25 protein-coding genes and 1 pseudogene are annotated in these 24,667 nt (G+C 70.7%); 3 read left to right on the top strand and 23 right to left on the bottom strand.

Annotated features, from left to right (window positions below):
* Positions 1–40: 40 nt before the first annotated feature.
* Positions 41–274 (bottom strand): DUF397 domain-containing protein, encoded by a 234-nt coding sequence (locus tag SCWH03_RS25485; protein WP_173266803.1) that lies wholly within the window; start codon positions 272–274, stop codon positions 41–43.
* Positions 275–453: 179 nt separating this feature from the next.
* On the opposite strand from SCWH03_RS25485, the gene SCWH03_RS25480 reads away from it, so the two are divergent.
* Positions 454–1,011, top strand: coding sequence for an ATP-binding protein (locus SCWH03_RS25480; protein WP_254077017.1), 558 nt, complete (start codon positions 454–456; stop codon positions 1,009–1,011).
* A 305-nt stretch (positions 1,012–1,316) separates the two neighbouring features.
* Here the strand turns inward: SCWH03_RS25480 and pssA are convergent, their stop codons facing one another.
* The 9 genes and pseudogenes from pssA to SCWH03_RS25435 form a co-directional block, all read right to left on the bottom strand.
* A complete protein-coding gene (pssA, locus tag SCWH03_RS25475) occupies positions 1,317–2,195 on the bottom strand; it encodes a CDP-diacylglycerol--serine O-phosphatidyltransferase (RefSeq protein ID WP_173266800.1) in 879 nt (292 codons plus the stop codon).
* Positions 2,182–2,829, bottom strand: a complete 648-nt coding sequence (locus SCWH03_RS25470) for a phosphatidylserine decarboxylase (RefSeq protein ID WP_173266798.1) — start codon at positions 2,827–2,829, stop codon at positions 2,182–2,184. Before SCWH03_RS25470 ends, pssA begins: the two co-directional genes overlap by 14 nt.
* 182 nt (positions 2,830–3,011) lie before the next feature.
* Positions 3,012–4,226 (bottom strand): acyl-CoA dehydrogenase family protein, encoded by a 1,215-nt coding sequence (locus SCWH03_RS25465; RefSeq protein ID WP_173266797.1) that lies wholly within the window; start codon positions 4,224–4,226, stop codon positions 3,012–3,014.
* A gap of 2 nt (positions 4,227–4,228) precedes the next feature.
* Entirely contained in the window at positions 4,229–4,804 is a 576-nt protein-coding gene (locus SCWH03_RS25460; protein WP_173266795.1) for a MaoC family dehydratase, read from the bottom strand.
* A gap of 3 nt (positions 4,805–4,807) precedes the next feature.
* Entirely contained in the window at positions 4,808–5,836 is a 1,029-nt protein-coding gene (locus SCWH03_RS25455; RefSeq protein WP_254077016.1) for an HpcH/HpaI aldolase/citrate lyase family protein, read from the bottom strand.
* Positions 5,833–7,848 (bottom strand): annotated as a pseudogene (locus tag SCWH03_RS25450) (ethylmalonyl-CoA mutase); the annotation flags it as partial. The gene SCWH03_RS25455 and the pseudogene SCWH03_RS25450, both read right to left, overlap by 4 nt.
* 12 nt (positions 7,849–7,860) lie before the next feature.
* The gene (gene ccrA / locus SCWH03_RS25445; RefSeq protein ID WP_173266792.1) at positions 7,861–9,198 is read right to left on the bottom strand and encodes a crotonyl-CoA carboxylase/reductase; all 1,338 of its coding nucleotides are present in this window, start codon (positions 9,196–9,198) and stop codon (positions 7,861–7,863) included.
* Between the two features lie 762 nt (positions 9,199–9,960).
* On the bottom strand, positions 9,961–10,791 hold the full coding sequence (locus SCWH03_RS25440) for a TetR family transcriptional regulator (protein ID WP_216854800.1): 831 nt from the start codon (positions 10,789–10,791) through the stop codon (positions 9,961–9,963).
* A 307-nt stretch (positions 10,792–11,098) separates the two neighbouring features.
* A complete protein-coding gene (locus SCWH03_RS25435) occupies positions 11,099–12,880 on the bottom strand; it encodes a 3-hydroxyacyl-CoA dehydrogenase family protein (protein ID WP_173266789.1) in 1,782 nt (593 codons plus the stop codon).
* A gap of 574 nt (positions 12,881–13,454) precedes the next feature.
* On the opposite strand from SCWH03_RS25435, the gene SCWH03_RS25430 reads away from it, so the two are divergent.
* On the top strand, positions 13,455–14,030 hold the full coding sequence (locus SCWH03_RS25430; protein ID WP_173266787.1) for a HEAT repeat domain-containing protein: 576 nt from the start codon (positions 13,455–13,457) through the stop codon (positions 14,028–14,030).
* A 183-nt stretch (positions 14,031–14,213) separates the two neighbouring features.
* On the opposite strand, the gene rbsD is transcribed toward SCWH03_RS25430, so the two are convergent.
* The 8 genes from rbsD to SCWH03_RS25390 form a co-directional block, all read right to left on the bottom strand.
* Entirely contained in the window at positions 14,214–14,609 is a 396-nt protein-coding gene (gene rbsD / locus SCWH03_RS25425) for a D-ribose pyranase (protein WP_173266785.1), read from the bottom strand.
* Positions 14,567–14,998, bottom strand: a complete 432-nt coding sequence (locus SCWH03_RS29430; RefSeq protein ID WP_254077015.1) for a hypothetical protein — start codon at positions 14,996–14,998, stop codon at positions 14,567–14,569. Before SCWH03_RS29430 ends, rbsD begins: the two co-directional genes overlap by 43 nt.
* A 22-nt stretch (positions 14,999–15,020) precedes the next feature.
* On the bottom strand, positions 15,021–15,857 hold the full coding sequence (locus SCWH03_RS25415) for an ATP-binding cassette domain-containing protein (protein WP_173266783.1): 837 nt from the start codon (positions 15,855–15,857) through the stop codon (positions 15,021–15,023).
* Between the two features lie 12 nt (positions 15,858–15,869).
* Positions 15,870–16,829 carry an ABC transporter permease gene (locus tag SCWH03_RS25410; RefSeq protein WP_173266782.1) on the bottom strand — a complete coding sequence of 320 codons (960 nt, stop codon included), beginning with the start codon at positions 16,827–16,829 and terminating at the stop codon, positions 15,870–15,872.
* A gap of 7 nt (positions 16,830–16,836) precedes the next feature.
* Positions 16,837–17,913 carry a sugar ABC transporter substrate-binding protein gene (locus SCWH03_RS25405; RefSeq protein ID WP_254077014.1) on the bottom strand — a complete coding sequence of 359 codons (1,077 nt, stop codon included), beginning with the start codon at positions 17,911–17,913 and terminating at the stop codon, positions 16,837–16,839.
* Between the two features lie 359 nt (positions 17,914–18,272).
* A complete protein-coding gene (locus tag SCWH03_RS25400) occupies positions 18,273–19,316 on the bottom strand; it encodes a LacI family DNA-binding transcriptional regulator (RefSeq protein ID WP_173266780.1) in 1,044 nt (347 codons plus the stop codon).
* A gap of 799 nt (positions 19,317–20,115) precedes the next feature.
* The gene (locus tag SCWH03_RS25395) at positions 20,116–20,319 is read right to left on the bottom strand and encodes a hypothetical protein (protein ID WP_173266779.1); all 204 of its coding nucleotides are present in this window, start codon (positions 20,317–20,319) and stop codon (positions 20,116–20,118) included.
* Positions 20,316–20,606: a hypothetical protein gene (locus SCWH03_RS25390; RefSeq protein ID WP_254077013.1), complete on the bottom strand. Its 291-nt coding sequence runs from the start codon at positions 20,604–20,606 to the stop codon at positions 20,316–20,318. The genes SCWH03_RS25395 and SCWH03_RS25390 overlap by 4 nt, the downstream gene beginning before the upstream one ends.
* Positions 20,607–20,819: 213 nt before the next feature.
* On the opposite strand from SCWH03_RS25390, the gene SCWH03_RS25385 reads away from it, so the two are divergent.
* Positions 20,820–21,095 carry a GntR family transcriptional regulator gene (locus SCWH03_RS25385; RefSeq protein WP_254077012.1) on the top strand — a complete coding sequence of 92 codons (276 nt, stop codon included), beginning with the start codon at positions 20,820–20,822 and terminating at the stop codon, positions 21,093–21,095.
* A 162-nt stretch (positions 21,096–21,257) separates the two neighbouring features.
* On the opposite strand, the gene SCWH03_RS25380 is transcribed toward SCWH03_RS25385, so the two are convergent.
* From SCWH03_RS25380 to SCWH03_RS25360, 5 genes are all read right to left on the bottom strand, one after another.
* Positions 21,258–22,415, bottom strand: coding sequence for a methyltransferase domain-containing protein (locus tag SCWH03_RS25380; protein WP_173266777.1), 1,158 nt, complete (start codon positions 22,413–22,415; stop codon positions 21,258–21,260).
* Positions 22,412–23,359, bottom strand: coding sequence for an ATP-grasp ribosomal peptide maturase (tgmB, locus tag SCWH03_RS25375; protein WP_173266776.1), 948 nt, complete (start codon positions 23,357–23,359; stop codon positions 22,412–22,414). Before tgmB ends, SCWH03_RS25380 begins: the two co-directional genes overlap by 4 nt.
* Before the next feature lies 1 nt (position 23,360).
* Positions 23,361–23,594, bottom strand: a complete 234-nt coding sequence (gene tgmA, locus SCWH03_RS25370) for a putative ATP-grasp-modified RiPP (RefSeq protein WP_173266774.1) — start codon at positions 23,592–23,594, stop codon at positions 23,361–23,363.
* A gap of 195 nt (positions 23,595–23,789) precedes the next feature.
* Positions 23,790–24,260: a hypothetical protein gene (locus tag SCWH03_RS25365; protein WP_254077011.1), complete on the bottom strand. Its 471-nt coding sequence runs from the start codon at positions 24,258–24,260 to the stop codon at positions 23,790–23,792.
* Positions 24,257–24,526, bottom strand: coding sequence for a DUF7848 domain-containing protein (locus tag SCWH03_RS25360; protein ID WP_173266771.1), 270 nt, complete (start codon positions 24,524–24,526; stop codon positions 24,257–24,259). The genes SCWH03_RS25365 and SCWH03_RS25360 overlap by 4 nt, the downstream gene beginning before the upstream one ends.
* Positions 24,527–24,667 lie beyond the last annotated feature (141 nt).

Raw genomic sequence — 24,667 nt, 5'->3', positions numbered from 1 at the left:
TGTGTGAGCCACGGCCAACGGGGCGGTGAGAGTCTTGTTTTCAGCCAATCACATCATCGAACTCGCCGGCACGGGCCCCGGCGACGAAGGACTCCAGCTCGTCCCGCGTATAGACGAGGGCGGGTCCGTGCGGATCCCGGGAGTTGCGCACGGCCACCCGCCCGCCGGGGAGTGCGGCCAGTTCCACGCAGTTGCCGGTGGCGTTGCTGTGGCTGCTCTTGATCCAGGTCACCGAACCGAGCTTCCCCGCCGGCGTGCCATTGGTGAACTCCATTCCCGACAACCTCTCCTTTTTCGTGTGAATGTTCGATTTGGATCCGGTCAATGCAATCCCAGATGCAATTGCATTTTCGGGGCCGACTCGACAATACTCGGTCAGCACCCGTTGCCGCAGCGTTGAACACCCAGTCCTGCAGGGGGACATGACCAGTGACGACTCATGTGCCAACCATCTTGACCTCGACGGCCGGGCACGGAAGTCGGCGCGCGGCGCCGCGATGCGGTCCGAAACCGCTGCCCGAGGGCCCTCGTGCCGCCCCGCCCCAGGACCCCGTCCTGGAGGGACTCCCGCCGCTCGGTGGCTTCGCCGCCTGCGGGCTGGACGGCAGCCTCCGCAATCCGCGCCAGGCACGGCGGTTCGTCGCCCACACCCTGCACTCCTGGCAACTTCCGCTCCTGGTGGCGGACATGACGGTGGTCGTGGACGAGCTGGTGACCAGCGCGGTCCGGTGCGCGCTGCTCGCCGAACCGCAGCAGTCCTCCGCCGACTACCCCCTGTGGCTGGGGCTCGTCCGCCACCCCGGCCATGTCGTGTGCTCGGTCGCGGACCCGAGCCCGGAACCGCCCGGGCAACGCGACACCCACTCCGCCGGCCTCGACTTCGACGGCTGCGACCTCGACGGCTTCGGCCTCGAACTGATCAGTGCGCTCAGCGAGAGCTGGTCCTGGTCGCTCACCGAGCCCAGGGGCAAGACCGTGTGGGCAAGCCTGGCCCTGCCCGGTGGGGGGTGAGCCCACGCGCGCCGGGGGGACCCCGGCGCCGGAGGGGGCGCGGCCGGGCCGGAGGCCGTCGCACCCACCCGGGGATGTCCGGCCTCCCGCCCCGGAGCGTGGTGGCGCGGCCCCGGGCCGCCGAGGGGCTGCGCACAGCGAGGGGCTGCGCACAGCGAGGGGCTGCGCACAGCGAGGGGCTGCGCACAGCGAGGGGCTGCGCACAGCGAGGGGCTGCGCACAGCGAGGGGCTGCGCACAGCGAGGGGCCCGGGGCGCATGCGATGCATGCGCCCCGGGCCCCTCGCTGTGCCCTGGGAAGGACCGCTACGGAAGCTGTGCCGAAGCCCGTGCCTCGCGCCGGTTGTCCCGGAAGGTGTTCACCCGCCGGGCCGTCGCGAACAGCGGGATCGTCGCCGCCAGCACGATCTGCAGTGCGCAGCCGGTCTGCAGCAGCAGCTGCCCACCCGGTGCGTCGAAGGCCCATGCCGCCAGCAGGCCCATCGCCCCTACGATCCAGCTGAGCATCGCGACCGCCAGCTTGCCCCGCGGCTTCGGGTACTCGACCCGGCTCACCATCAGCCAGGCCGTGCCGATGATCGCGAGCAGCGTCGGGATGAACGGCAGCTCCAGCAGTACGATCGACACCACCGTCAGGGCGCCGAAGGGACTCGGCATGCCCTGGAACATGCCGTCCTTCATCGTCACGCACGAGAATCTGGCCAGGCGCAGCACGACGGCAAGCAGCACCACGATCGCGGCGACCGCCGAGACCTTCTGGTGGGCGTCGTCGGCCACCATGCCGTAGACCAGCACGAAGTACGCCGGGGCCAGACCGAAGCTGATCAGGTCCGAGAGGTTGTCCAGCTCCGCACCCATCGGGCTGCTGCGCAGCTTGCGCGCTACCAGCCCGTCGAACAGGTCGAAGACGGCGGCGCACAGCATCAGGATCACCGCGGTCGCGGCGGAGTGCCGCGCCATGCCGCTCTCGCCGCTGCCGACCAGGTGCGGGATCAGGATTCCGGTGGTGGTGAAGTACACCGCCATGAATCCGCAGGTGGCGTTACCGAGAGTGAGTGTGTCCGCTATCGACAGCCGCAGCGAGAGGGGCATCTCCTCCGCTTCGTCCACCGTGCCGGACCGGGGCTCGGCTCCGTCGGCCCCGTCGGCCCAGCCGGCCCCTGTGTCGGGATCAATCACGGTCAATGCGAGTCACCCCCGCCGTGGTGACCTGGCCGACTTCGACGCCGACCTCGACACCTGCCGGGAGGTAGATGTCGACGCGCGAGCCGAAGCGGATGAGGCCGATGCGTTCACCCTGCTCGACCTTGGTGCCCTGGGGCACATAAGGGACGATCCGGCGCGCGACGGCGCCGGCGATCTGGATCATCTCGACATCACCGAGGTCGGTGTCGAAGTGCCAGACGACGCGCTCGTTGTTCTCGCTCTCCTTGTTGAACGCCGGAACGAACCCGCCGGGCACATGCTCGACGGAGGTCACCGTGCCGGCGAGCGGGGCACGGTTGACGTGGACGTTCAGCGGGCTCATGAAGACGGCGACCCGGGTGCGCCCGTCCTTCCACGGCATGATGCTCTGCACCACACCGTCGGCCGGGGAGATGACCCTGCCCTGGGCGATCTCGCGCTCGGGGTCGCGGAAGAACCACAGCATGCCCGCCGCGAGAGCGGTGGCGGGCACGGCGACGGCCGCGGCGCGCCTCGACCGGCGCGCACGCGCCAGGCTGAGCGCCGCGGTCGCGACGGTCGGCAGGAGCCACGGCGATGCTCCGCGCGCGAGGCGGACACGGCCGCGAGGTGCAGAGGTTTGGCTGTGGGGCATGGATGACCTTCGTAGCGGATGATGCCGCGCTGGCGACAAGGAGGACGGCGGCTTTCTGGCGATGCTATCGGTTGCGGGGCGCAACTGGGAAAGCCAGAAGCCGAGTCGGTCGGCCGGAAGCCTTCGGCGAAGGCCGCCGGAATGTGATCTTCTTCGCGGCCGAACCGACTCAAAAGCCCCATTCAGCCCTGTTGCCGGTATTCCTCGAGGAGCCGGCGCCCAATGATCATTTTCTGGATCTCGGCGGTACCCTCGCCGATCAGCAGCATCGGAGCCTCCCGGTAGAGGCGCTCGATCTCGTACTCCTTGGAGAAGCCGTAACCGCCGTGGATACGGAAGGCGTCCTCGACGACTTCCTTGCAGTACTCGGAGGCGAGGTACTTCGCCATCCCCGCCTCCAGGTCGTTTCGCTCCCCGGAGTCCTTTTTGCGGGCCGCGCTGACCATCATCGCATGGGCCGCCTCGACCTTGGTGGCCATCTCCGCGAGCTTGAACTGGATGGCCTGGTGCTGGGCGATCGGCTTTCCGAAAGTATGGCGCTGCTGTGCGTATGCGATACCGAGCTCGAAGGCGCGCTGGGCGACGCCGCAGCCGCGGGCCGCCACATTGACGCGGCCGACCTCGACTCCGTCCATCATCTGGTAGAAACCGCGGCCGGTCGTGCCGCCGAGGACCCGATCGGCCGGAATGCGCAGTCCGTCCATGATGAGCTCGGTGGTGTCCACGCCCTTGTACCCCATTTTGTCGATCTTTCCGGGGATGGTGAGACCGGGGCGCACCTCCCCGAAACCGGGCTCCTTCTCGATGAGGAAGGTCGTCATCGACCGGTGCGGAGCCGCGGCCGCCTCCTCGGGGCCGTGTCCCCGGTCACTGCGGACCAGCACCGCCACCAGCGTCGACGTGCCCCCGTTGGTCAGCCACATCTTCTGGCCGCTGAGCACGTACTCGTCGCCGTCCCTGACCGCCTTGGAGGTGATGGCCGACACGTCCGAGCCGAGCCCCGGCTCGGACATCGAGAACGCGCCGCGCACCTCGCCGGCCGCCATCCGGGGGAGGAAGTGGTCCTTCTGCTCCTGCGTGCCGTGCTGCTTCAGCATGTACGCCACGATGAAGTGCGTGTTGATGATGCCCGAGACGGACATCCAGCCCCGGGCGATCTCCTCCACGCAGAGCGCGTACGTGAGCAGCGACTCGCCCAGGCCCCCGTACTCCTCGGGGATCATCAGGCCGAAGAGGCCGAGCTCCTTGAGGCCGTCGACGATCTGCTGCGGGTACTCGTCGCGGTGCTCCAGCTCGGTGGCGACCGGGATGATCTCCTTGTCGACGAACGCGCGGACCGTCGACAGGATCTCCTGCTGGACATCGGTCAGACCGGGGGTCTGGGCGAGTCGGGCCATGGCTACTTCTCCGCCTTCGTGGTGGACTCGGTCGGGCCGGGGCCGGCTTCCCGCGGCGGCGCCTGCCGCGGGTCCTGCGGGGAGACGGCCGGGCGGCCGGGCTGCTCCCCGCCGCGCTCCTTGACATACGTCTCGGTGGGGACCATCACCTTGCGGCGGAACACGCACACCAGGGTGCCGTCCTGCTTGTAGCCCCGGGTCTCCACGTGGACGATCCCGCGGTCCGACTTCGACCGGGAGGGGGTCTTGCCGAGGACGGTCGTCTCCCCGTAGATCGTGTCGCCGTGGAACGTCGGGGCGACATGCCGCAGGGACTCGATCTCCAGGTTGGCGATCGCCTTGCCCGACACGTCGGGCACCGACATGCCGAGCAGCAGCGAGTACACGTAGTTGCCGACGACGACGTTCCTCCCGAAGTCCGTCGTCCGCTCCGCGTAGTGTGCGTCCAGGTGGAGGGGGTGGTGGTTCATGGTCAGGAGGCAGAAGAGGTGGTCGTCGTACTCGGTGACCGTCTTCCCCGGCCAGTGCTTGTAGACCGCCCCGACCTCGAACTCCTCGTAGGTGCGTCCGAACTGCATCGCTCAGGCCTCCGGCGCTTCGAACTTCGAGGTGCGGGTCATCCCGGCGGCCCGGCCCTTGCCGGAGATCACCAGGGCCATCTTGCGGCTGGCCTCGTCGATCATCTCGTCGCCGAGCATCGCGGAGCCCTTCTTCCCGCCGGCTTCGGACGTGCAGTAGTCGTAGGCGTCCAGGATCAGCTCGGCGTGGTCGTAGTCCTCCTGGGAGGGCGAGAAGATCTCGTTGGACGCCTCGACCTGGCCCGGGTGCAGCACCCACTTCCCGTCGAAGCCCAGCGCCGCGGCGCGCTGCGCGACCTCGCGGTAGCCCTCCACATTGCGGATCTGGAGGTAGGGGCCGTCGATCGCCTGGAGGTCGTTGGCCCGGGCGGCCATGAGGATCTTCATCAGGATGTAGTGGTAGGCGTCCGCCGGGTAGCCGGGCGGCTGCTCGCCGACGACCAGGGACTTCATGTTGATGGACGCCATGAAGTCGGCCGGGCCGAAGATGATCGTCTCGATGCGCGGCGACGCCTGGGCGATCGCGTTGACGTTGTTGAGGCCCTGCGCGTTCTCGATCTGGGCCTCGATGCCGATCCTGCCCACCTCGAAGCCCATCGTCTTCTCGATCTGCGTCAGCAGCAGGTCGAGGGCGACGATCTGCTGCGCGTCCTGGACCTTCGGCAGCATGATGCAGTCGAGGTTGCGGCCGGCGCCCTCGACGACCGTGACCACGTCCCGGTACGTCCACTGGGTGGTCCAGTCGTTGACCCGCACGACGCGCGTCTTGCCGGTCCAGTCGCCCTCGTTCAGGAACTTCACCACGGTGTGCCGGGCCTCCGGCTTGGCGAGCGGGGCGCAGGCGTCCTCCAGGTCCAGGAAGACCTGGTCGGCGGGGAGGCCCTGGGCCTTCTCCAGGAAGCGCGGGTTCGAACCGGGCACCGCCAGGCAGGAGCGCCGCGGGCGCAGGCGGTCGACGGGGGCCGCGGGCTGCGTGGCGGAGCCGCCTCCCGAGGGGGAGGCGGTGGGTGACGGGTGGCCGGGCGTGCTCATGCGGGGACCTCCAGGGGGTCGAGCTTGTTCGCTTGGCGGATCTCGTCGACGATACGTCCGATGATCTCCGTGATACCGAAGTCCTTCGGGGTGAAGACGGCGGCCACACCCGCACGCCGCAGTTCGGCGGCGTCGCCGTTCGGGATGATCCCGCCGACGATCACCGGGATGTCGGCGGCGCCCGCCTCGCGCAGCCGCTCCAGCACGTCCGGCACCAGCTCGGCGTGGGAGCCGGACAGGATCGACAGGCCCACGCAGTGCACGTCCTCCGCCAGGGCGGCGCTGACGATCTGCTCGGGCGTGAGCCGGATGCCCTGGTAGACCACCTCGAACCCGGCGTCGCGCGCCCGCACGGCGATCTGCTCGGCGCCGTTGGAGTGGCCGTCCAGTCCCGGCTTGCCGACCAGCAGCCGCAGCCGGCCCGAGCCGAGTTCGCCGGCGGTGCGGGACGCCTTCTCGCGGACCAGGGCGAGCGGGCTGCCCTGCTCGGGGGCGACGGCCACCGGGGCCGACGACACGCCGGTCGGGGCGCGGAACTCGCCGAAGACGTCGCGCAGCGCCCACGCCCACTCCCCGGTGGTGACTCCGGCGCGGGCGCACTCGACGGTGGCCGCCATCAGGTTCGCGTCGCCCGCGGCCGCGGCCTTCAGCGCCGCGAGGGCGTCCTGGGCCCGGCTCTCGTCCCGGTTGTCGCGCCAGTCGTGGAGCGCGGCCACGACCCGGGCCTCGTTCGCCGGATCGACCGTCATGATGGCGGTGTCGAGGTCGCCGGTGAGCGGGCTGGGCTCGGTGGTCTCGAAGATGTTGACGCCGACGATCTTCTCGTCGCCGGCCTCGATCCTGGCCCGCCGCTCCGCGTGCGAGGCCACCAGCTGCGACTTCAGATAGCCGGACTCGACGGCCGCCATGGCACCGCCCATCTCCTCGATGCGCGCGATCTCCGCGAGGGACTCCGCGACCAGGGCGTCCACCTTGGCCTCGATGACGTGCGAACCGGCGAAGATGTCGTCGTACTCCAGCAGATCGCTCTCATGGGCGAGGACCTGCTGGATGCGCAGCGACCACTGCTGGTCCCAGGGGCGGGGCAGGCCGAGCGCCTCGTTCCACGCCGGGAGCTGGACGGCGCGGGCGCGGGCGTCTCTGGAGAGCGTCACGGCCAGCATCTCGAGGACGATGCGCTGGACGTTGTTCTCCGGCTGGGCCTCGGTCAGCCCGAGCGAGTTGACCTGGACCCCGTAGCGGAAGCGCCGCAGCCGGGGCTCCCGGATGCCGTAGCGCTCGCTCGTGATCTTCTCCCAGATGCGGCCGAAGGCGCGCATCTTGCACATCTCCTCGATGAAGCGGACACCCGCGTTCACGAAGAAGGAGATCCGGGCGACGACGTCGCCGAACTTCTCCGGCGGCACCTGGCCGGAGTCGCGTACCGCGTCCAGGACCGCCACCGCCGTGGACATCGCGTAGGCGATCTCCTGGACGGGGGTGGCCCCGGCCTCCTGCAGGTGGTAGCTGCAGATGTTGATCGGGTTCCACTTGGGGATGTTCGCCACCGTGTAGGTGATCATGTCGGTGGTCAGCCGCAGCGACGGACCGGGCGGGAAGACGTGCGTCCCGCGCGACAGGTACTCCTTGACGATGTCGTTCTGGGTCGTCCCCTGGAGCCTGGTGACGTCGGCGCCCTGCTCCTCCGCGACCACCTGGTAGAGCGCCAGCAGCCACATGGCGGTGGCGTTGATGGTCATGGAGGTGTTCATCTGCTCCAGGGGGATGCCCTGGAACAGCCTCCGCATGTCACCGAGGTGCGAGACCGGCACCCCGACCCGGCCGACCTCGCCGCGGGCGAGGACGTGGTCGGGGTCGTAGCCGGTCTGTGTCGGCAGGTCGAAGGCGACCGACAGCCCGGTCTGGCCCTTGGCCAGGTTCCGCCGGTACAGCTCGTTGGACGCCTCGGCCGTGGAGTGGCCGGCGTAGGTGCGCATGAGCCACGGCCGGTCCTTCTGGCGCTCTGTCATCTGCGGACCTCTGACTCAGATGTTCCGGAAGCGGTTGATGGCGTCGAGGTGCTTGGCGCGCATCTCCCCGTCGTGCACGCCCAGGCCCTCCTCGGGCGCCAGGCAGAGCACGCCGACCTTGCCCTGGTGGGCGTTGCGGTGGACGTCGTGGGCGGCCTGACCGGTGTCCTCCAGCGGGTACACCTTCGACAGGGTGGGGTGGATCCTGCCCTTGGCGATGAGGCGGTTGGCCTCCCAGGCCTCGCGGTAGTTGGCGAAGTGGGAGCCGATGATGCGCTTCAGCGACATCCACAGGTAGCGGTTGTCGTACTCGTGCAGATAGCCCGAGGTCGAGGCGCAGGTGGTGATGGTGCCGCCCTTGCGGGTGACGAAGACGGACGCGCCGAAGGTCTCGCGGCCCGGGTGCTCGAAGACGATGTCGATGTCCTCGCCGCCGGTGAACTCGCGGATGCGCTTGCCGAAGCGCTTCCACTCCTTCGGGTCCTGGGTCCGCTCGTCCTTCCAGAACCGGTAGCCCTCGGCGCTGCGGTCGATGATCGCCTCCGCGCCCATCGACCGGCAGATCTCGGCCTTCTGCGGCGAGGAGACCACGCAGACCGGGTTGGCGCCGCCGGCCAGCGCGAACTGGGTGGCGTAGCTGCCGAGGCCGCCGCTCGCGCCCCAGATCAGGACGTTGTCGCCCTGCTTCATCGCCGCGCCGTTCCGCGAGACGAGCTGGCGGTAGGCGGTCGAGTTGACCAGGCCGGGGGCGGCGGCCTCCTCCCAGCTGAGGTGCCTGGGCTTCGGCATCAGCTGGTTGGACTTCACCAGGGCGATCTCGGCGAGGCCGCCGAAGTTGGTCTCGAAGCCCCAGATGCGCTGCTCGGGGTCGAGCATCGTGTCGTTGTGGCCGTCCGAGGACTCCAGCTCGACCGAGAGGCAGTGGGCGACGACCTCGTCGCCGGGGGTCCACGCGTTGACGCCGGGGCCGGTGCGCAGCACGACACCCGCGAGGTCGGAGCCGATGATGTGGTAGGGCAGGTCGTGACGCCTGGTCAGCTCGGAGAGGCGGCCGTAGCGTTCGAGGAAGCCGAAGGTCGACAGCGGTTCGAAGATCGAGGTCCACACCGAGTTGTAGTTCACCGAGCTGGCCATCACGGCGACCAGGGCCTCGCCAGGACCGAGTGCGGGAAGCGGGACCTCGTCGAGGTGCAGGGACTTGCGCGGGTCCTTCTCGCGCGTGGTGAGTCCCGCGAACATCTCGGTCTCGTCCTTGTGCACGGTCATCGCACGGTACGACTCGGGGAGCGGCAGTGCGGCGAAGTCGGCGGACGTGGTGTCCGGCGACTGGATCGCGTCCAGGATTTCCTTCACGGTGTGCCTCCGGCGAATGGTTTCCGCGGCCCGTGGGCCGAGGGGTGCGTCTCGCGGACGAGAGCGCTGGGGGGCGGTAGAGGGAGGTGCTGTTGTGGAGGTGTGCCGTCGGTTCGGCGGGTGGTGCCGGCTGCGCGGGTGTGCGCGGGAGGGTGCCTGTGACGCAGGCGTCCGGGCGCGCGAGCGGGAGGCTTGCGGGGACAGCCGGCGTACGGTGCTTCTCTGCACGCCGGCCGCCCGGACAACATCAACGTATGGCACGCCGTGCCATCCCGCAAGACACTGCGTGCCAACAATTTCGCTCATGGGTCATTTCGGTGGCACAGATGAGCGATGATCGATCGAATCGCCTGCTGAGCTGCGGAAACGGTGGCTCGCCGGGAGGCGCTGCTCGCACGGTGGCGGCTGTGCGGGCGCACGGGCGCACGGCAGCCGGGAGACGGCCATGCGGAATGCGTCGTGGAGGTGCGGTGGGGGTGCGCGGCGGGGTGCCGGGTGGTGCGGTGGGTGGTGCGGTGGAAAACGGCCCTTCACCGGTCCCGCGCGGCGCCGCGCCGGCCGCCGGGTAGGCGTACGGGCCCGGCAAGCGAACGGGCCCGTACCGGCCGTACCGGCCGTCCGCCGGCGGACGGCCGGTACGGCCGTGCCCCGCCGCGCGGGTCCCCCAGGCCCGTCAGGTCCGGCGTGCACGGGCAGGCCCGCGCGACCCCACCGGACGCGCCCCACCGGACCCGCTCCCGCCAGGCGGCCGGAACCACGGCCTCAGCGGCGGCGCAGCGCTTCCTCGATCGTGCGCATCACCTCGGGCAGCGGGGCGTCCGTGCGGGCCACCGCCACCAGGACCCCGTCGCCCGTCCGCGGCTGCCCGGCGGCGGACGCCTGCTCCGCCCCGGCGCGCCCCGCGCCGATGTTGGAGCCGAACGTCTCGCGGACGATGGCGAAGGCGTGGTCGAGCTGGGTCTCCACGTCGCCCCGGCCCCCCGCCCGCAGCCAGCGCCTGAGGACATGGTTGTGCGCCGTGACCACCGCGGACGCGGCCACCTCGGCCAGCAGCGGGTCGTCGTTGCCGTCGTGTTGGTCGCGCTCGTCGAAGTGGCCCAGCAGATAGCGGGTGAACAGGCGCTCGTAGCGGGCCACCGACGCGATCTCCCGTTCCCGGAGTGTCGGCACCTCGCGGGTCAGGCGGTACCGCTCGACGGACACGGCCGGCGACGCCGCGTACATCCTCATGACTTCCTTGATGCCCCGGCAGACCGTGTCCAGCGGGTGCTCGTGGGCCGGAGCGGCGTTGAGCACGGCCTCGGCCCGTACCAGCGTGTCGTCGTGGTCGGGGAAGATCGCCTCTTCCTTGGAGCGGAAGTGCCGGAAGAAGGTGCGCCGGGCGACCCCGGCCGCCGCGGCGATCTCGTCGACCGTCGTCGCCTCGTATCCCTTGGTCGCGAACAGTTCCATGGCCGCGGCGGCCAGTTCCCGGCGCATCTTGAGCCGCTGGGCGGCCGCACGGCTGCCCGCGGCGCTCTCGGGGGCGTCGGACGTGGCGGGCGCGGAGGCGGTCCGTGCGGTGCGTCGGCGGGCGTCAGCGGGCTGGGGCATGCCCTGAACGTACTGCATCCGCGCGGGGGCCCGCGCCTTCGGGGGCGGGCCGCCCACTCCGTCCAGCAGCCCGCCCCACGCCGGGCGGCCGGGGCCGGGGGCGTTGGGGGCGGGGGCCGTTGACGGCCGCCCTGGCGCGTTCTCGCCGTCGTGTCCGGCACGTCCCCCGTGGCCCTTCAGGCAGGGCAGGGGCCGGCGCTGCCCACCTCCGCCGCCGTGCCCGGACCCGCCCTCGCCCCGCTCGGTGGCCCGCTCGGCGGCCCGCCCGCCGGGCCGTCGGCCGCCCGCTCCGTGCGCGTCGCCGGAGTCAGCGCCGGGCATATTCGCGGAAGCCGCGGCCCGTCTTGCGGCCGAGGCAGCCCGCGGCCACAAGGTGCTCTAGCAGCGGTGCCGGGGCCAGACCCGGGTCGCGGAACTCCCGGTGCAGCACGTTCTCGATGGCGAGGGAGACATCGAGGCCGACCACGTCGAGCAGTTCGAAGGGCCCCATCGGATATCCGCCGCCGAGTTTCATCGCCGTGTCGATGTCGTCGAGCGACGCGTAGTGCTCCTGCACCATCTTGATCGCGTTGTTGAGGTACGGGAACAGCAGCGCGTTCACGATGAAGCCCGCGCGATCGCCGCAGTCCACCGGGTGCTTCCCGATCCGCGCCGTCACCCCGCGGACCGTGGCGTGGACGTCGTCCGAGGTCAGGACCGTACGGACCACCTCGACCAGCTTCATGGCCGGGGCCGGGTTGAAGAAGTGCATCCCGATGACGTCCTGAGGCCGCGAGGTGGCGCGGGCGCAGGCGACGACGGGCAGCGAGGACGTCGTGGTGGCCAGGACCGCTCCCGGCCTGCAGACCTTGTCGAGCGTCGCGAACAGCTGCCGCTTGACCTCCAGGTCCTCCGCGACGGCCTCCAGCGCCAGATCGACCTCGGCGAACGCGTCCAGCGAGTCGGCCGGAGTGATCCGCGCCAGCGTCTCCTCCCGGGCGCCCGCGGTCATCCGGCCCTTGCCGACGGAACGCGAAAGCGAGGCGGCGATACGGGACTTGGCGGCGTCGGCCTTCTCCCGGCCGCGTCCGGCGAGGACCACGTCGTACCCGGCCTTCGCGAACACCTCCGCGATACCGCTTGCCATCGTGCCCGACCCGGCCACACCGACCGACCTCACCGGGCGGCCGCCGGCGGCGGAGGCGGACTCCGGCGGCGTCAGCGCGTCGGGGACGACCGCGCCGCTGCCCCGGGCCTCGTAGGTGTAGAAGCCGCGCCCCGACTTGCGGCCGGTCAGCCCCGCCTCGCTGAGCTGCTTCAGGATCGGCGCGGGGGCGTGCAGCCGGTCGCGGGACTCGGCGTACATGGCGTCGAGGACGGTGCGGGCCGTGTCGACGCCGATCAGGTCGAGCAGCGCCAGCGGCCCCATCGGCAGCCCGCAGCCCAGCCTCATCGCGGCGTCGATGTCCTCGCGGGAGGCGTACTTCGACTCGTACATGGCGGCGGCCTGGTTGAGATAGCCGAACAGCAGCCCGTCGGCGACGAAGCCCGGCCGGTCGCCCACGGCCACGGGCTCCTTGCCGAGGTCCCGGGCGAGCGCCGTGACCGCTGCCGCGGCCTGCGGGGCGGTCAGCACCGAGGAGACCACCTCGACCAGGCGCATGGCGGGGGCCGGGTTGAAGAAGTGCATCCCCAGGACCCGCTCGGGGCGGGCCGACTCGGCGGCGAGCCGGGTCACCGACAGCGCGTTGGTGCCGGTGGCCAGGATCGTCTCCGGACGGACGACGGCGTCGAGTTCCCTGAGGACCTGCTGCTTCAGCTCGTACGACTCGGGCACGACCTCGATCACCAGGTCGGCCTCGGCGGCCGCCCGGAGCTCGGAGAAGGCGCGGAAGCGGGCCAGTACGTCCCGCCGCTCCTCCTCGGTGAGGCGCTCGCGCCGCACGGCGCGTGCGGTGGACGCTTCGAGGGCGGAGACGGCGTGGTGTGCCGCGGCCTCGCTGACGTCGATGCCGATGACCTCGCGCCCGGCGCGGGCGAGCACCTCCGCGATACCGGTGCCCATGGTGCCGAGACCGACGACGGCGATGGTGGAGAGAGAGGTGTCCATCACGGGACTCCAGGAGTGAGTGACGACTGAGGGAGGGCGTGCTCCGCGGGGCGCGGCGCGGCGGTCCACGCGATGCGAACCGCAGCGAGCGCGGCGCTCGCGGCATGCGTGTCGCGATGAAGGAGGCGACGGACCCTGTCCCGGAGCCACGCCGTACTGAACTGCCGAACCGAACGGCTCTCCCGGGCCGCACGGCCTGGGAGCCACCCCCTCGGCGGCTGCGTCACCAGGCCGCCGAGAGCAGAGCGGGTGTTGCCCGCTCACCTGAGGTTAACTCGCGGGTAACGAGCGCGCCAGCCCTCCGCGGTTGTGACATCCGCCGCCCCTGTGAACCGCGCCGGGTGGAGGCGATGCGGCGGCGCGCACGGCGGCGACACGGCGGGCAGGCGCACACGAAGCACCCCGCCGGGGACCGGCCGGGCCCCGGTGCGCTCCCGGCCCCTTGGCGCGCCGGGGAACGGGCTCCGGCCGGGCAGGGGGCCCGCACCCCCGCGCCGCCGGGCCGCGCCCCGGCCGGGGGCGGCGTTCCGCGAAGGGCTCCACCGGTCCGGGCCGCGCCCCCTACGCTGACCGTATGGAAGCGGATCTCGAGGATCTGACCCGCCGTACACGCCGCGAGCTGACCGGGCCGGCGGACGAGGAACTGCACCGGCGGCTGACCGCCATCGCGGATCCCGACGCCCTGGCCACCGTGCTCACCCAGTCGCATCTGCCCCTGTGGGCACGGGAGATAGCCGCCTTCCGGCTCGGCTGCGCCGGGGACCGCCGCTCCTTCGAACCCCTGGTCCTGCTGCTCAACCACCGGGACCCGGATCGCTGCCTCTCCGCCTCGCACGCGCTGGGCAGGCTCGGCGACCCCCGGACCGCGGCGGCCGCCGCCGCTCTCGCCACCAACGAACTGCGCGTGGCCTACGCACTCACCCCCGTGCGGCTCCTCACCACCCTGCGGGCACCCGAGTCCGCCCCGGCGCTCATCACCGTCCTCGGCAGGAGACTCGCCCCCGGCGACCCGCACTGGCGCGTCGCCCTCGCCTGCGTGGAAGGGCTGGGCGCACTCGCCGACCCGCGCGCACGCCAGGTCCTGGAGGCGGCCCGGGCTCACCCCCGTCTGTGCGCCGCAGCTTCCGCGGCACTCAGCCGGCTGCGGTGACGCACTTCGGGCACCGTGACGCCACCCGCCTCGAACGGCTCCTCCGCTCCGCCGGGCGTGAACCCCGCCTTCTCGCAGAACCCGCGCGCACGCCGCTTGACCTGCACCAGCGCTCGCAGGCCCAGGCCGTTGTGAGGAGAGCGACCATCAGATGCAGGGGGCTCATCGTCACGCACGCGGCGGTCACGGGGTGAAGGGGACACCGGCGCGGCAGAGTACGTTGGCGTAGAAGGTGTCCTCACCCGTCCGTACGGCGAACCTGGCGTCCCGGACCCTGGCCTTGAACGCGTCGTGGTCGACGGGTTCGGGGTCGAGCCCGAAAGAGCGCAGGCCGGTGTGGACCGCGGGGTTGACCTCGCGGACCTTGTCGGTCACCCAGCTGTGCTCGACAACGATCTCGCGGAGCATGGTCTGGACGACGTCCAGGAACGGGGCGTGGCCGTACCGGTAGCCGAGGTCCACGACGGGGGTGTCGGGTGCCAAGGGGAGCCCTGCGTCGCTGATCACGAAGGTGTCGCTGTGGCGGAGACCGGCGATCAGCCCGGCCAGCTCGCGGTGGATGATGCCGCTGCGTTGCACGGGTTCAGTCCTCTTCGGTAGGGGGCGGTGGGGGTGAGGGCGCAGAGTGCCGCCGGGTCGGCGTGCTTGCTGGGGCACGCCGGAGATCCGTACGGCCGGAGATCCGTACGGCCGGAGACCCGTACGGCCGGAGACCCGTACGGCCGGAGACCCGTACGGCCGGAGACCCGTACGGCCGGGGAGCCCGCGGCGATGCCGGGGCGGGCGGCGTCCAGGAGCGGGTCACCGGCGGCGAGCCGGTCGGCGGGCCCCCTGCCGCCGAGGGCGACGTGCGCGGTGCGGCCGAGGAGGGTCTCGCCGGGGGAGGGGAAGGCGTCGGCGATGTGGTCGGTGTTCACCGGGCCGATCACCACGACGAGGGGGGACACAGCCGTCAGGGGCTCGGGCACGGGGGCGGATGAGGGACCGGCCTCAGGCATGCGCGTCCCCCAGCACGGCCCCGGTGATCAGCCCGACCAGCTCGTCACCCGTGGTGGCGCAGACGGCCCGCCGCGCGGCAGTCTGGCCTCGGCGCAGTACATACGCGGTGTCGGCGACCCGGAGCACCTGCGCCATGTCGTGGCTGATCAGCAGCACGGTCACCGACGCCTCGCGGAGCCGGTCGATGAGCTCCTCCACGGCCGCCGTCTCCCGGACGCCCAGAGCCGCGGTCGGCTCGTCCATGATGACCAGGGTGCGGCCCCAGTTCGCCGCGCGGGCGATGGCGATGCACTGCCGCTGACCGCCCGACATCCGCCGCACGGTGGCCCGTACGTTCGGGACGTTCACGTCCAGCCGGGACAGGATGGCGCGGCTCTGGGCGATCATGGACTTCTTGTCCAGCAGCTGGAACGGGCCGAAGCCTCTGGTCAGCTCGTGGTTGAGGTAGAGGTTCTGCCAGACCGGGAGGTCCTCGATGAGGCCGAGGGTCTGGAACACCGTCTCGATGCCCAACTGCCTCGCGTCGTCGGGGGAGTGGAACCGGATCTGCTCGCCCCGGAAGCGGATCTCGCCCGCGTCCGGCGGGTGCACACCGGTCAGACAGCGCACCAGCGTGGACTTGCCCGCGCCGTTGTCGCCGAGCAGCGCGGTGACCTCGCCGGGGGCCAGCTTCAGGTCCACGCCCTGGAGCGCATGCACCGCGCCGAAGGACTTGCGCAGCCCGGTGATCTCCACGAGCGGGGAGACGACGTGATCGGCCGGGGCGGCGTCCTGGCTGGCCGGGGCGGCGGCGGATACGCCCGTCGCACGGGCCGGAGTGTCCGTCATGGCTGGCTTCTCCTACTTCTGGAACCGGGAGATGAAGGCCGCGCCGAGGACGACGGTGCCGACCGCGATGGGCTGGTAGTACTGCGAGATGCCGACCAGGGTGAAACCGTTGATGAGGCTCTGGAGCAGCAACGCGCCGGTCACCGTGCCGAGCACGGAGGCCTTCCCGCCGAACAGGCTGGACCCGCCGAGGACCACCGCCGCGATGGAGCTGAGCAGCAGGTCGGTCTGGAGGCTGGGGTCGGCGCCGCCCGTGCGGGCCACGAACAGCACGGCCGCGACCCCGCAGGCCAGCCCGGAACTCGCGTACGCGATCAGCCGGATGCGGTCGACGTGGATGCCCACCCCCCGCGCGGCCTCGATGTTGCCGCCGGTCGACAGCAGATAGGTGCCGGTACGGGTGCGGTAGAGAAGGAATCCCACCAGCGCGGCCACCACGAAGGCCAGTACCCAGAACCAGCGCAGCGGGCCGATGCCGTCGATCGCCAGACCGCGCAGGAAGTCCGAGTTCACGGGGACGGTGTTGCCGCTGGTCAGCAGCAGGGTGAGACCGCTGACCACGGAGAGCGTGCCGAGGGTGACGATGAAGTCGGTCATGTTCAGCCGGGCCACCAGCAGACCGTTCACCACGCCCGCCGCCAGCCCGGCCAGCAGGGCCAGGCCGATGGAGACGGTCAGTCCCCAGCCACTGGTGTAGGCGTACCCGAGGACCGCCGCCGACCAGGGCAGGTTGGAGCCCACCGAGAGGTCGATACCGGCGACGGTGACCACCAGCTGCTGGCCCATGGCGAGGACCAGCAGGATCGAGGCGGATACCAGCAGGTCGCTGATGTTGGACATGGTGAGGAAGTCGGGCGTGGCGATGAAGAAGACGAGGAACACCACGCCCAGCCCGATCGGGGCGGCGAACCGTGCCGCCGCCCCGAACGAGAGGCCCGGGTCGAGCCGTCCCGGTGCCTGGGTGTCAGCCATGATCAGCTCACTTCCCGGCCGGGGCGAGCGGGTTGTCGAACGGGACGAACGGCTGGGGGAAGGAGCTGATCGCCTTGTCCACGTTGCTGGAGTCGATCAGGGCGATCGGGGCGACGATCCGACTGGGCACCTTCTTCTCGGCCACCAGGTCGATGCAGGCCTGCACGGCCAACTGGCCCTCGGCGTACGGGTACTGGGAGATCGTGCCGCTGAGGGTGCCCTCCTTGACCGCCTCCAGCGCGGCGGTGATGCCGTCCACCGAGATGATGGAGACCTTGCCGGTCAGACCGGCGTTGCGGACCGCCTGCGCGGCGCCCAGCCCCATGGTGTCGTTGGCGGCGAATATACCGGTGATCTTCGGGTGGGCCTTGAGGATGGCCTCGGTGACCGTCTGGGCCTTGGCCTGGTCGTAGTCGGCGGGTTGGGTGGCGACGATGTCCAGCTTGCCCGCGACCTTCTCCGAGAAGCCCTTCTGACGGTTGATGCCGTTCTGCTCACCGGCGATGCCCTGGAGGAGGGCCACCTCGCCCTTGCCGCCCATGAGCTTCAGCAGGGCCTCGCCCGCCTGCTCACCCGCCGCCAGGTTGTCGGAGCCGATGAACGAGGCGTACGACACCCCGGCCTGCTCGGAGGCCTTCGCGTCGATCTGGGTGTCCAGGTTGAGGATCGGGATCTTCTTCTGGGCGACCGGGACGAGGGGGGTGATCACGTTGGTGGCGTTGACCGGTACGACGCCGAAGCAGTTGTAGTCCTGGCCCGCGAGGGTGGAGATCTTGGCGTTCTCCCCCGTGCTGTCGGTCTCCGACGCGCCCGCCTGGACCTCCACCTCGACGCCCTGCTTCTTGCCCTCGGCTATCGCGCCGTCGCGCAGTGCCGCCCAGTAGGGGTTGGTGAAGTTCCGGGTGACGATGGCGATCTTCGCCTCGTCCGACGTGCTCTCGCTGCTGGAGCTGTCCCCGCCCCGGCCGCAACCTGCCACCACCAGCAGCATCGTCGTGGCGGCGGCAACGGCGGTGGCGGAACGGACCCTGCGTGCGGTGCGGTTGACGGTGGCGCCGGAGTCGGCGGTGGCGTGGGTGTTCATGGGTGTGCCTTTCGTCGCGTCATTGCGTAGAAGCGGGGTGGGGCGGTGCGGGGGTGGTCCGGACTCCGGGGCCGGGAGACTGGGCCGGAGTCCGGGAGTCCGGGAGTCCGGGAGTCCGGGAGTCCGCCAGTCCGCCAGTACGTCAGTCCGGAAGTCTTGGAATCCGCAGGTCCGGGACCGGCGGCCGGGTGTGAGATCGGGACCGGACGAGCCGGGGCCCACGGTGAGGCCGTAGTCCGTCGTACGGGTCAGGGGGGTCGTATGAGTCGTACCGGGTGTGCGCGGCGCACCTGCCGGGTATTGCGGTGTGAGCCGGGCGCCGCAACGGGTCGCCCGCTCTCAGCGCTCGCCCGCCGTCGCTATAAGCGCTTACCGATCATCGAGACGTCCCCGGCGGGATCCGGGCAGCCGCAGGAGCCGCGGGCGATCAGGGTGGTGGGGTGGGTGATGCGCCGTACCGGGAGGGCCGGGTCGGCGATCTTGGCCAGGAGCCACTCGACGGCCGAGCGGCCCAGGTCCTCGAAGGGCTGCCGCATGGTGGTGAGCGCGGGCACCGTGTACTCGCTGCCGTCGATACCGTCGAAGGCGCAGACCGCCACGTCGTCGGGGACGCGCACCCCCAGCTCGGCGGCGGCGCGCAGGACGCCGATGGCCTGCTCGTCGCTCGCCACGAAGAGCGCGTCCGGATGCCCCGCGTCCGCGAGCATCCGCCGGCCGGCCCGGTACCCGTCGGCCCGTCCGAACGGCACATGCGTCAGCGGCGCGTTCCCTGGATCCCGCCCGGCCTCGACGAGGGCCCGGCGCCAGCCCGCGACCCGGTCGACCGTCGGGTGCACGCCCTCCAGCCCGGCGATGCATCCGATCCGCTCCCGGCCGTGGCCGAGCAGATGGGAGACGGCCTGGTACGCGCCGCCCTCGTTGTCGGTGAGCACCTGGGTCGCCCCCGGCAGCTCCAGCTCGCGGTCGAGCACCAGCCGGGGCACGGCCGTCTGGTCGGACAGCTCCGCGACCCAGCTGTGCGGGCCGCGGATCGGGACCACGATGAGCCCGTCCACCCGCCGGTCGAGCAGGGTCCGGATGTACGTCGCCTCACGGGCGTCGTCACCCATCGCGTTGCCCAGCAGCATCGTGTAGCCGGAGGCGAAGCCGACATCCTCGATGACGCGGGCCAGCTCGGCGAAGAACGGGTTGGAGTTGTCGGGTACGACCAGTCCGAAGGTCATGGTCCGCGAGGTCTTCAGGGACCGGGCCACCGCGTTGGGGCGGTAGCCGAGCTCGTCTATCGCCGCGAGGATCCGTTCACGGGTGGCGGGGGCGACCCTGCGGGGGCCGTTGTTGAGGACGTAGCTGACCAGGGCCTCGGAGGTGCCCGCCAGGCGCGCCACGTCGCGGCGAGTTGCCATCAGACCCTCCTTGGGCTCGGGCTGCGTCCGGTCGGCGTCAACTCGTGTTGTCAACACGAGTTGATGCGGTTGCGTCGGATGAATATCGACCCCCGGTCCGACGATGCGCAAGAGGTCGTCCGGAATCCCTTGGTAACGAGTTCGAAACCTTCCTCTGCGGGTGCAACGCGGACGGGACCCTGACCATCGCCGCGGTGATCGCCTGGTCACCGCGACGGGACGACATCCGCCGCCCCCGCGTTGGCGGCCTACCGAGGACCGCAACCAGGAGGTCACCGGCGTCGCATTGCAACATCGGGAGCGCCCGTGGTGGGCGGGCTGGACGGGGGCGGGCCGGCGCCGACGCGGTGGCCCGGACGTCGCAGCTCGCCATCCCCTCCCCGGGTCCGCCGAGCCCTCCCGCGGTGAGACGTCCTCGGCATGAGGCGTCAGCCTTGCCAAGCGCCCCGCACTCACGCCCCAAGCCGCTGCGGAGCGATCCGCCTTGAGCGCGGTGCCGGTGAGCAGGTGGCAACGCGCCGTCTTGCGAGGTGCGGCCGCGGTGGAAGGGACAGCGGCCGGCCTGGGCGCGTACCTCTGCTCCGAGGACGGGGCAGACCAGCCGCCTTGCTCGGGGCGGCATACCGGCCTGGCGCCTCGGCCGCGGCCTCCTGGGAGAAGTCTGGTGACGAAGGTGGGGTCGCACTCGCCGACCCCAACACGTCTAACTACCAGTTCTGAGCATACGCGCACGTCATCCCCAACGACAGCGCCCCGCCCGGCACTTGGCCGAACGGGGCGTTTTGCTGTCTGCGAGGGGCTACGCGCCCCGCTCCAGCTCTCCGGGCAGGGGGCCGGGGGCAAGTTCCGCCGCGTGGTCCGGGCACGCGTAAAGGGTCGTACCGGGACCGCTGTTGCTTTGAATCCAGCGGACTGCCACGGGGGCGTTCGTGAGGGTGTGGCACTGGACGCACAGCGCCACCCGTCCGGCGAGGACGGTCGGGAACAGTTCCTCGGCGGTCATGCAGCCACCCGCTCTCGCTTCACGAGACTGCCGAGCGGCAACGTCGGATAGTCGTAGTCCACGCCGAGCGCGGCGAACTCGGCAGCCCACACCCGTTCACGCTGTAGGTCGGGCAGCTCTCGCGTGTGCTCGCCGTGGAAGATGGCTCGCACCTCCTGTGATGACGGTCCGCGCCACGGGCGGGACCAGGGCGACACAGGGGCGGGCTCGGGCTCGGGGGTCTGTGCGGCGAGGAATGCCGCGCTGTGGCGTCCGGGCCGGCGAGGGGCGAGGACGAAGAGTGCCAAGGAGAGGGCGCGGGCGATAGCATCGCGAATGGTCGTTTCAGCTCCTTGGAAGCTGTCTCGGCAGGCCCCGGTAGATCGGGCCTAATCGGCCTGTCGGGGCGTTCTGTTGTGTTCGGGGGATCACGCTAAGCCAACATGTCTAACTCACCCACCTGTCTAACAGGTCTGCCTGTCTAAGTCGCCCATGATTGGCCCGTTGTCTACGCTCTCCCCATGCCTGAGCGCTGCCCGGACCCGCACACTCCCCGCGCCCCGTATATGCGGGTGCTGGACGCACTGACCGCGGATATCCGGGCGGGCAAGTTCGCTCAGGGTGAGCGCATCCCGTCCGAAGCCGAGCTGTGCGAGCGGCACAAGGTTGCCCGCGAGACAGCCCGCCGAGCGGTGCGTGTGCTTCGGGAACGCGGGCTCGTCGTTACCGAGTGGGGTAAGGGGACGTTCGTGGCCGGGCCCGCCGAGCGGGGCGAGGACGAGCACCAGGACGAGTAGGAGGCAGGGAAGCCCCGCCCATGCGCCACGGGGGCAGCACACGGACGGGGCCGGAGTGGCACCCTCACCGCTTCGGGGGCAGCGGTGTCGGATCGGGTGCCAGGGACCGGCACGCGGATTGTCAGGGAGAGTCCGCGGTACCGGGGTCCGGGTCTGGCGTGGTCAGATCGGGAATCGCCATGTGTCGTCCGGGGAGAGCAGGTGACTGCCCTCGGGCGAGAGTTCCGCGCGCATCGTGTGGAGAGAGAACCGGTTGTTCTCTTCCCACTTGCGGCGGACACGTTCCAGGTCATCCCAGAGCCGGCGGGGTCCGCCCTGGTGGATCAGTGGCGTTGCCCCGTCCTCTGCACGCGCCCATGCCCCGTCCGCAGCGAGCAACCACACCACCCGCCGCCCGCCGTCCGGGTACGTAGCCGCGCGGGTCTCGACTCCGGGCGTGTCCAGCTCGTACAGCCACCGGAGCGGCCATTCCTGCCACAGGTCGGGAACCGGACCGTCCGGGGGCCGCACGTCCTCGCCCTCCCGCACACGGGCGGACACGAACACGCTGTTCAGCTTGGCCGGGTAGTCCGCTTCCTGCCGCGTCTCCATGAACGTTGCCGGATCGGGCTGGACGGTGCCGCGTGCGATGCCGTCCGTTCCCATGTCCGCCGTGATCAGTAGGGCGGTGTGGGCAATCGTCGTGACCAGCCGTCCGCCGGGACGGAGCGCGCGCAGCCACGACGGAGGGACGGGCCGTACGGAGACGGTCGCCATGATGCGGTCGTACTCCGCATCGGGAAGTTCCCCGGTGGCGTCGATGGCTGACAGGCGCGGCGCGCGTCCGAACTCGGCGAGGCGGGTCCGGGCTGCCTCGACTAGGTACGGGTCCACGTCCACGCTCGTCACGTTCTCGTCCCCGAAGCGGCGGGCGAACAGAGCGGCGGAGTACCCGGAGCCCGTACCCACGTCCAACACCTTGTGGCCGGGCTTCACGTCGAGTCGGTGCGCCATGGACACGATGAGCCCCGGCAGGGTGCTGGACGACGTGGGGTCGCCCTTCCCGTGTTCACCGGGGGTGGCGTGGTCGGCGTGCGTAGGGCCGACGCGGGTGACTAGCGTCTCGTCCGTGTACGCGGCGTGCAGCCGCTCGGCGGAGTCCTCGGGGAGGTCCACCAACGCCCATTCCTGCGTCGGGCTGTCCGGGATGCGCTGCCACCAGCGGGGGACGAGCCGGTGACGGGGGGTGTTGCTTACGGCGTCGTGCCATGCGGGGGCGTCGGCGGTCACTTTGTCGGCAAGCGCTTTGGCGGCTCCGGTCCATGGGGGCGCTTCGGTCATGCGGTCTCTCCTTGCAGAGCGTCGGCCATGGCTTCAACGAGCGGGACACCGGCTCTGACAGCGAGCCAGTGCCATTGACCGTTGGGGTTCACCTCGAAGAACACCCAACGTCCGTCCGGTGTGACGGCAAAGTCCAGCGCCCCGAAGAACAAGCCGAGTTCGTCCATGAGCCGGCGGACCCCCTTTTCAATCTCCGGGGGCATGTCCACCACTTCGTATCGGTGGGACTGGTAGTCCGTTCGCCAGTCGAGTTGCGCGGCTTCGCTGTCGGTGTGGATGGCGACGGGGAACATACGGTCACCGATCACGGTCAAGCGCACTTCGTACGCCTTGTCCACGCGCTCTTGGAACAGGTGGGCGGTGCCGCTCACTCCGTCGTCCACCTGGTCCGCGGAGACGAGTGCCACGGGGAGGAACTGCCGCTTCCCTTCGGGGCCGAGCACGCCACCGCCGAGCCCCTTGTAGACAACCGCGTCGTCCCCCATGAACGCGCGGGCGTGCTCGGGGTCCGACGTGATCACGGAGCGGGGTACGTCCAGCCCGCAGCGAGCGGCAACCGCCAGTTGAACGGGCTTGTAGTTCGCGGCGGCATCCTTGCTCGGATGGTTGACCCACCGGACAGGCAGGGAGCCGAGCACGCCGAGCAGCCCGGAGCGTGCTTCCGAGACCGCGAGCGCGCGGGCGTGTCCGGGCCAGTCTTCGGGGGTTCGGAATTCGTTGGGGCGACGCCACCACACCGACTTGACGGATTCCAGGCGGACCGTGCGAGAGCCGGCGAGAGGCCCCGTCCAGCCGTCCCCGGTGAGGGAGACGGCCAGACGGGATGCGGTCGGAAAGTCGGCAGTGTCGAACCTGACGACGTGTTCCCCGCGGCTCACCAGCTCCTCAACCACTGCATCGGCCGTGAGGTCATCCCGGCCGGTCAGGATGAGGATGGGTCGCATGTCAGTACAGGTCGGTTCCGGAGTCGGAGCCGGGGGCCGAGCCGTCGCCGTTGCTGGTCTCGGTCTGCGTCTCGGGCATCTCGGCCGTGATCGCGTGCCACGGGTTGCCCTCGGCGGAGACGTTGAGCTGAAGCCCCTCGCTGTACGTGATGACGGGCGCTTCGCTGTTCGTCGGAGCCGGCGAGACCAGGTGCCGGACCCCGAACGGGACGGGCGTAGCCGCTGCGGTGCTCATGCTGCGTTCCTCCTGTGTAGTCAGTTCTTGCGGTAGGGGTGGTGCTCGTCGTGCTCCTACAGAACCGGTCGGCTGCAAGACCGTCACGCACGACAGCCGACCGGGGTTGAGCCCCGCCCCCTGCCGCAGAGCGAGTCGCAGACCCGTGCTGTCCTGGTCCGGGTCCTATGCGGCGAGGGCGGGAGTATCAGGGCGCTACGTCCACGGGTCCGCAGCGAGGACGTACAGCGGGTGTGACAGTCCGCCGATGCGGTGGGGTATCGGCTCGGGGGTCACCTGGTCGGGCTCGTCGGCGGGGAGCCGGACCGGCCAGACGGACAGGGTGTACGTGCAGTCCGCATCCGGGACCGTGACGAACAGCGGATGCCCGCCCTTGATATGGTCGCGTGCCTCCCGTTGCTCGTCCGGGTCCGTGGCCCATACGCGGAGTTCCGCAGGGCAGTCCCGTACAGGCACGGTTGTCACTCGCATGGTCGGCTGCACCCATGCCGAACGCTGCGGGTCGGGGTCGAGTCGATCAGCGATGCGCAGTGCCTCGCCCCGGAGCCACCGGAGCACCAGCACAGGGGAAATGCTCTGTGCGGTCCCCAAGACGTGCTGCACGGTCTCGCCCGTACCGTACACGGGCCCTTCCGCGCGTACCTCCGCCCAGTAGCTACCAGTCACGACGGGCACCCCCGCCACATAACCCACGGGCGTTCGATCACTTCGGCATAGCTGGTGTGCTCAGGATGCTCGCGCATGTGGTCGAACACCCACGTCTGCGGCTCGGCCGGGTCCTCGCTCGCGGGAGACTTCGCGGCACACTCGGCGTCGTCCTCGGTGAGCGTCAGGCACCGGAACGCGTACGTCAGCGGCGGGGCGTCGTCGTCCTGATCCGGCCGTAACGTCCAGTCAACGAAAGCGAGCGTGCGACGGGTCGCAGTGGTCACAGCAGCTCACCCCGGCTACGTGCGTTCGCGCGGGCGGTCTCGGCACTCAATCGCTCTGTCCGGTTCGCCGGTCGAACGTGCTTGGGGCTCGCGTCCCACTCGGTCCCGCCACAAACCGGACGCAGTGCCCAGTACGCGCCG

The organism is Streptomyces pacificus (assembly GCF_011766325.1).
Classification (GTDB): Bacteria; Actinomycetota; Actinomycetes; order Streptomycetales; family Streptomycetaceae; genus Streptomyces; species Streptomyces pacificus.
The sequence above is the reverse complement of the archived record's forward strand: the minus strand, read 5'-3'. Positions and strand labels throughout refer to the sequence as shown.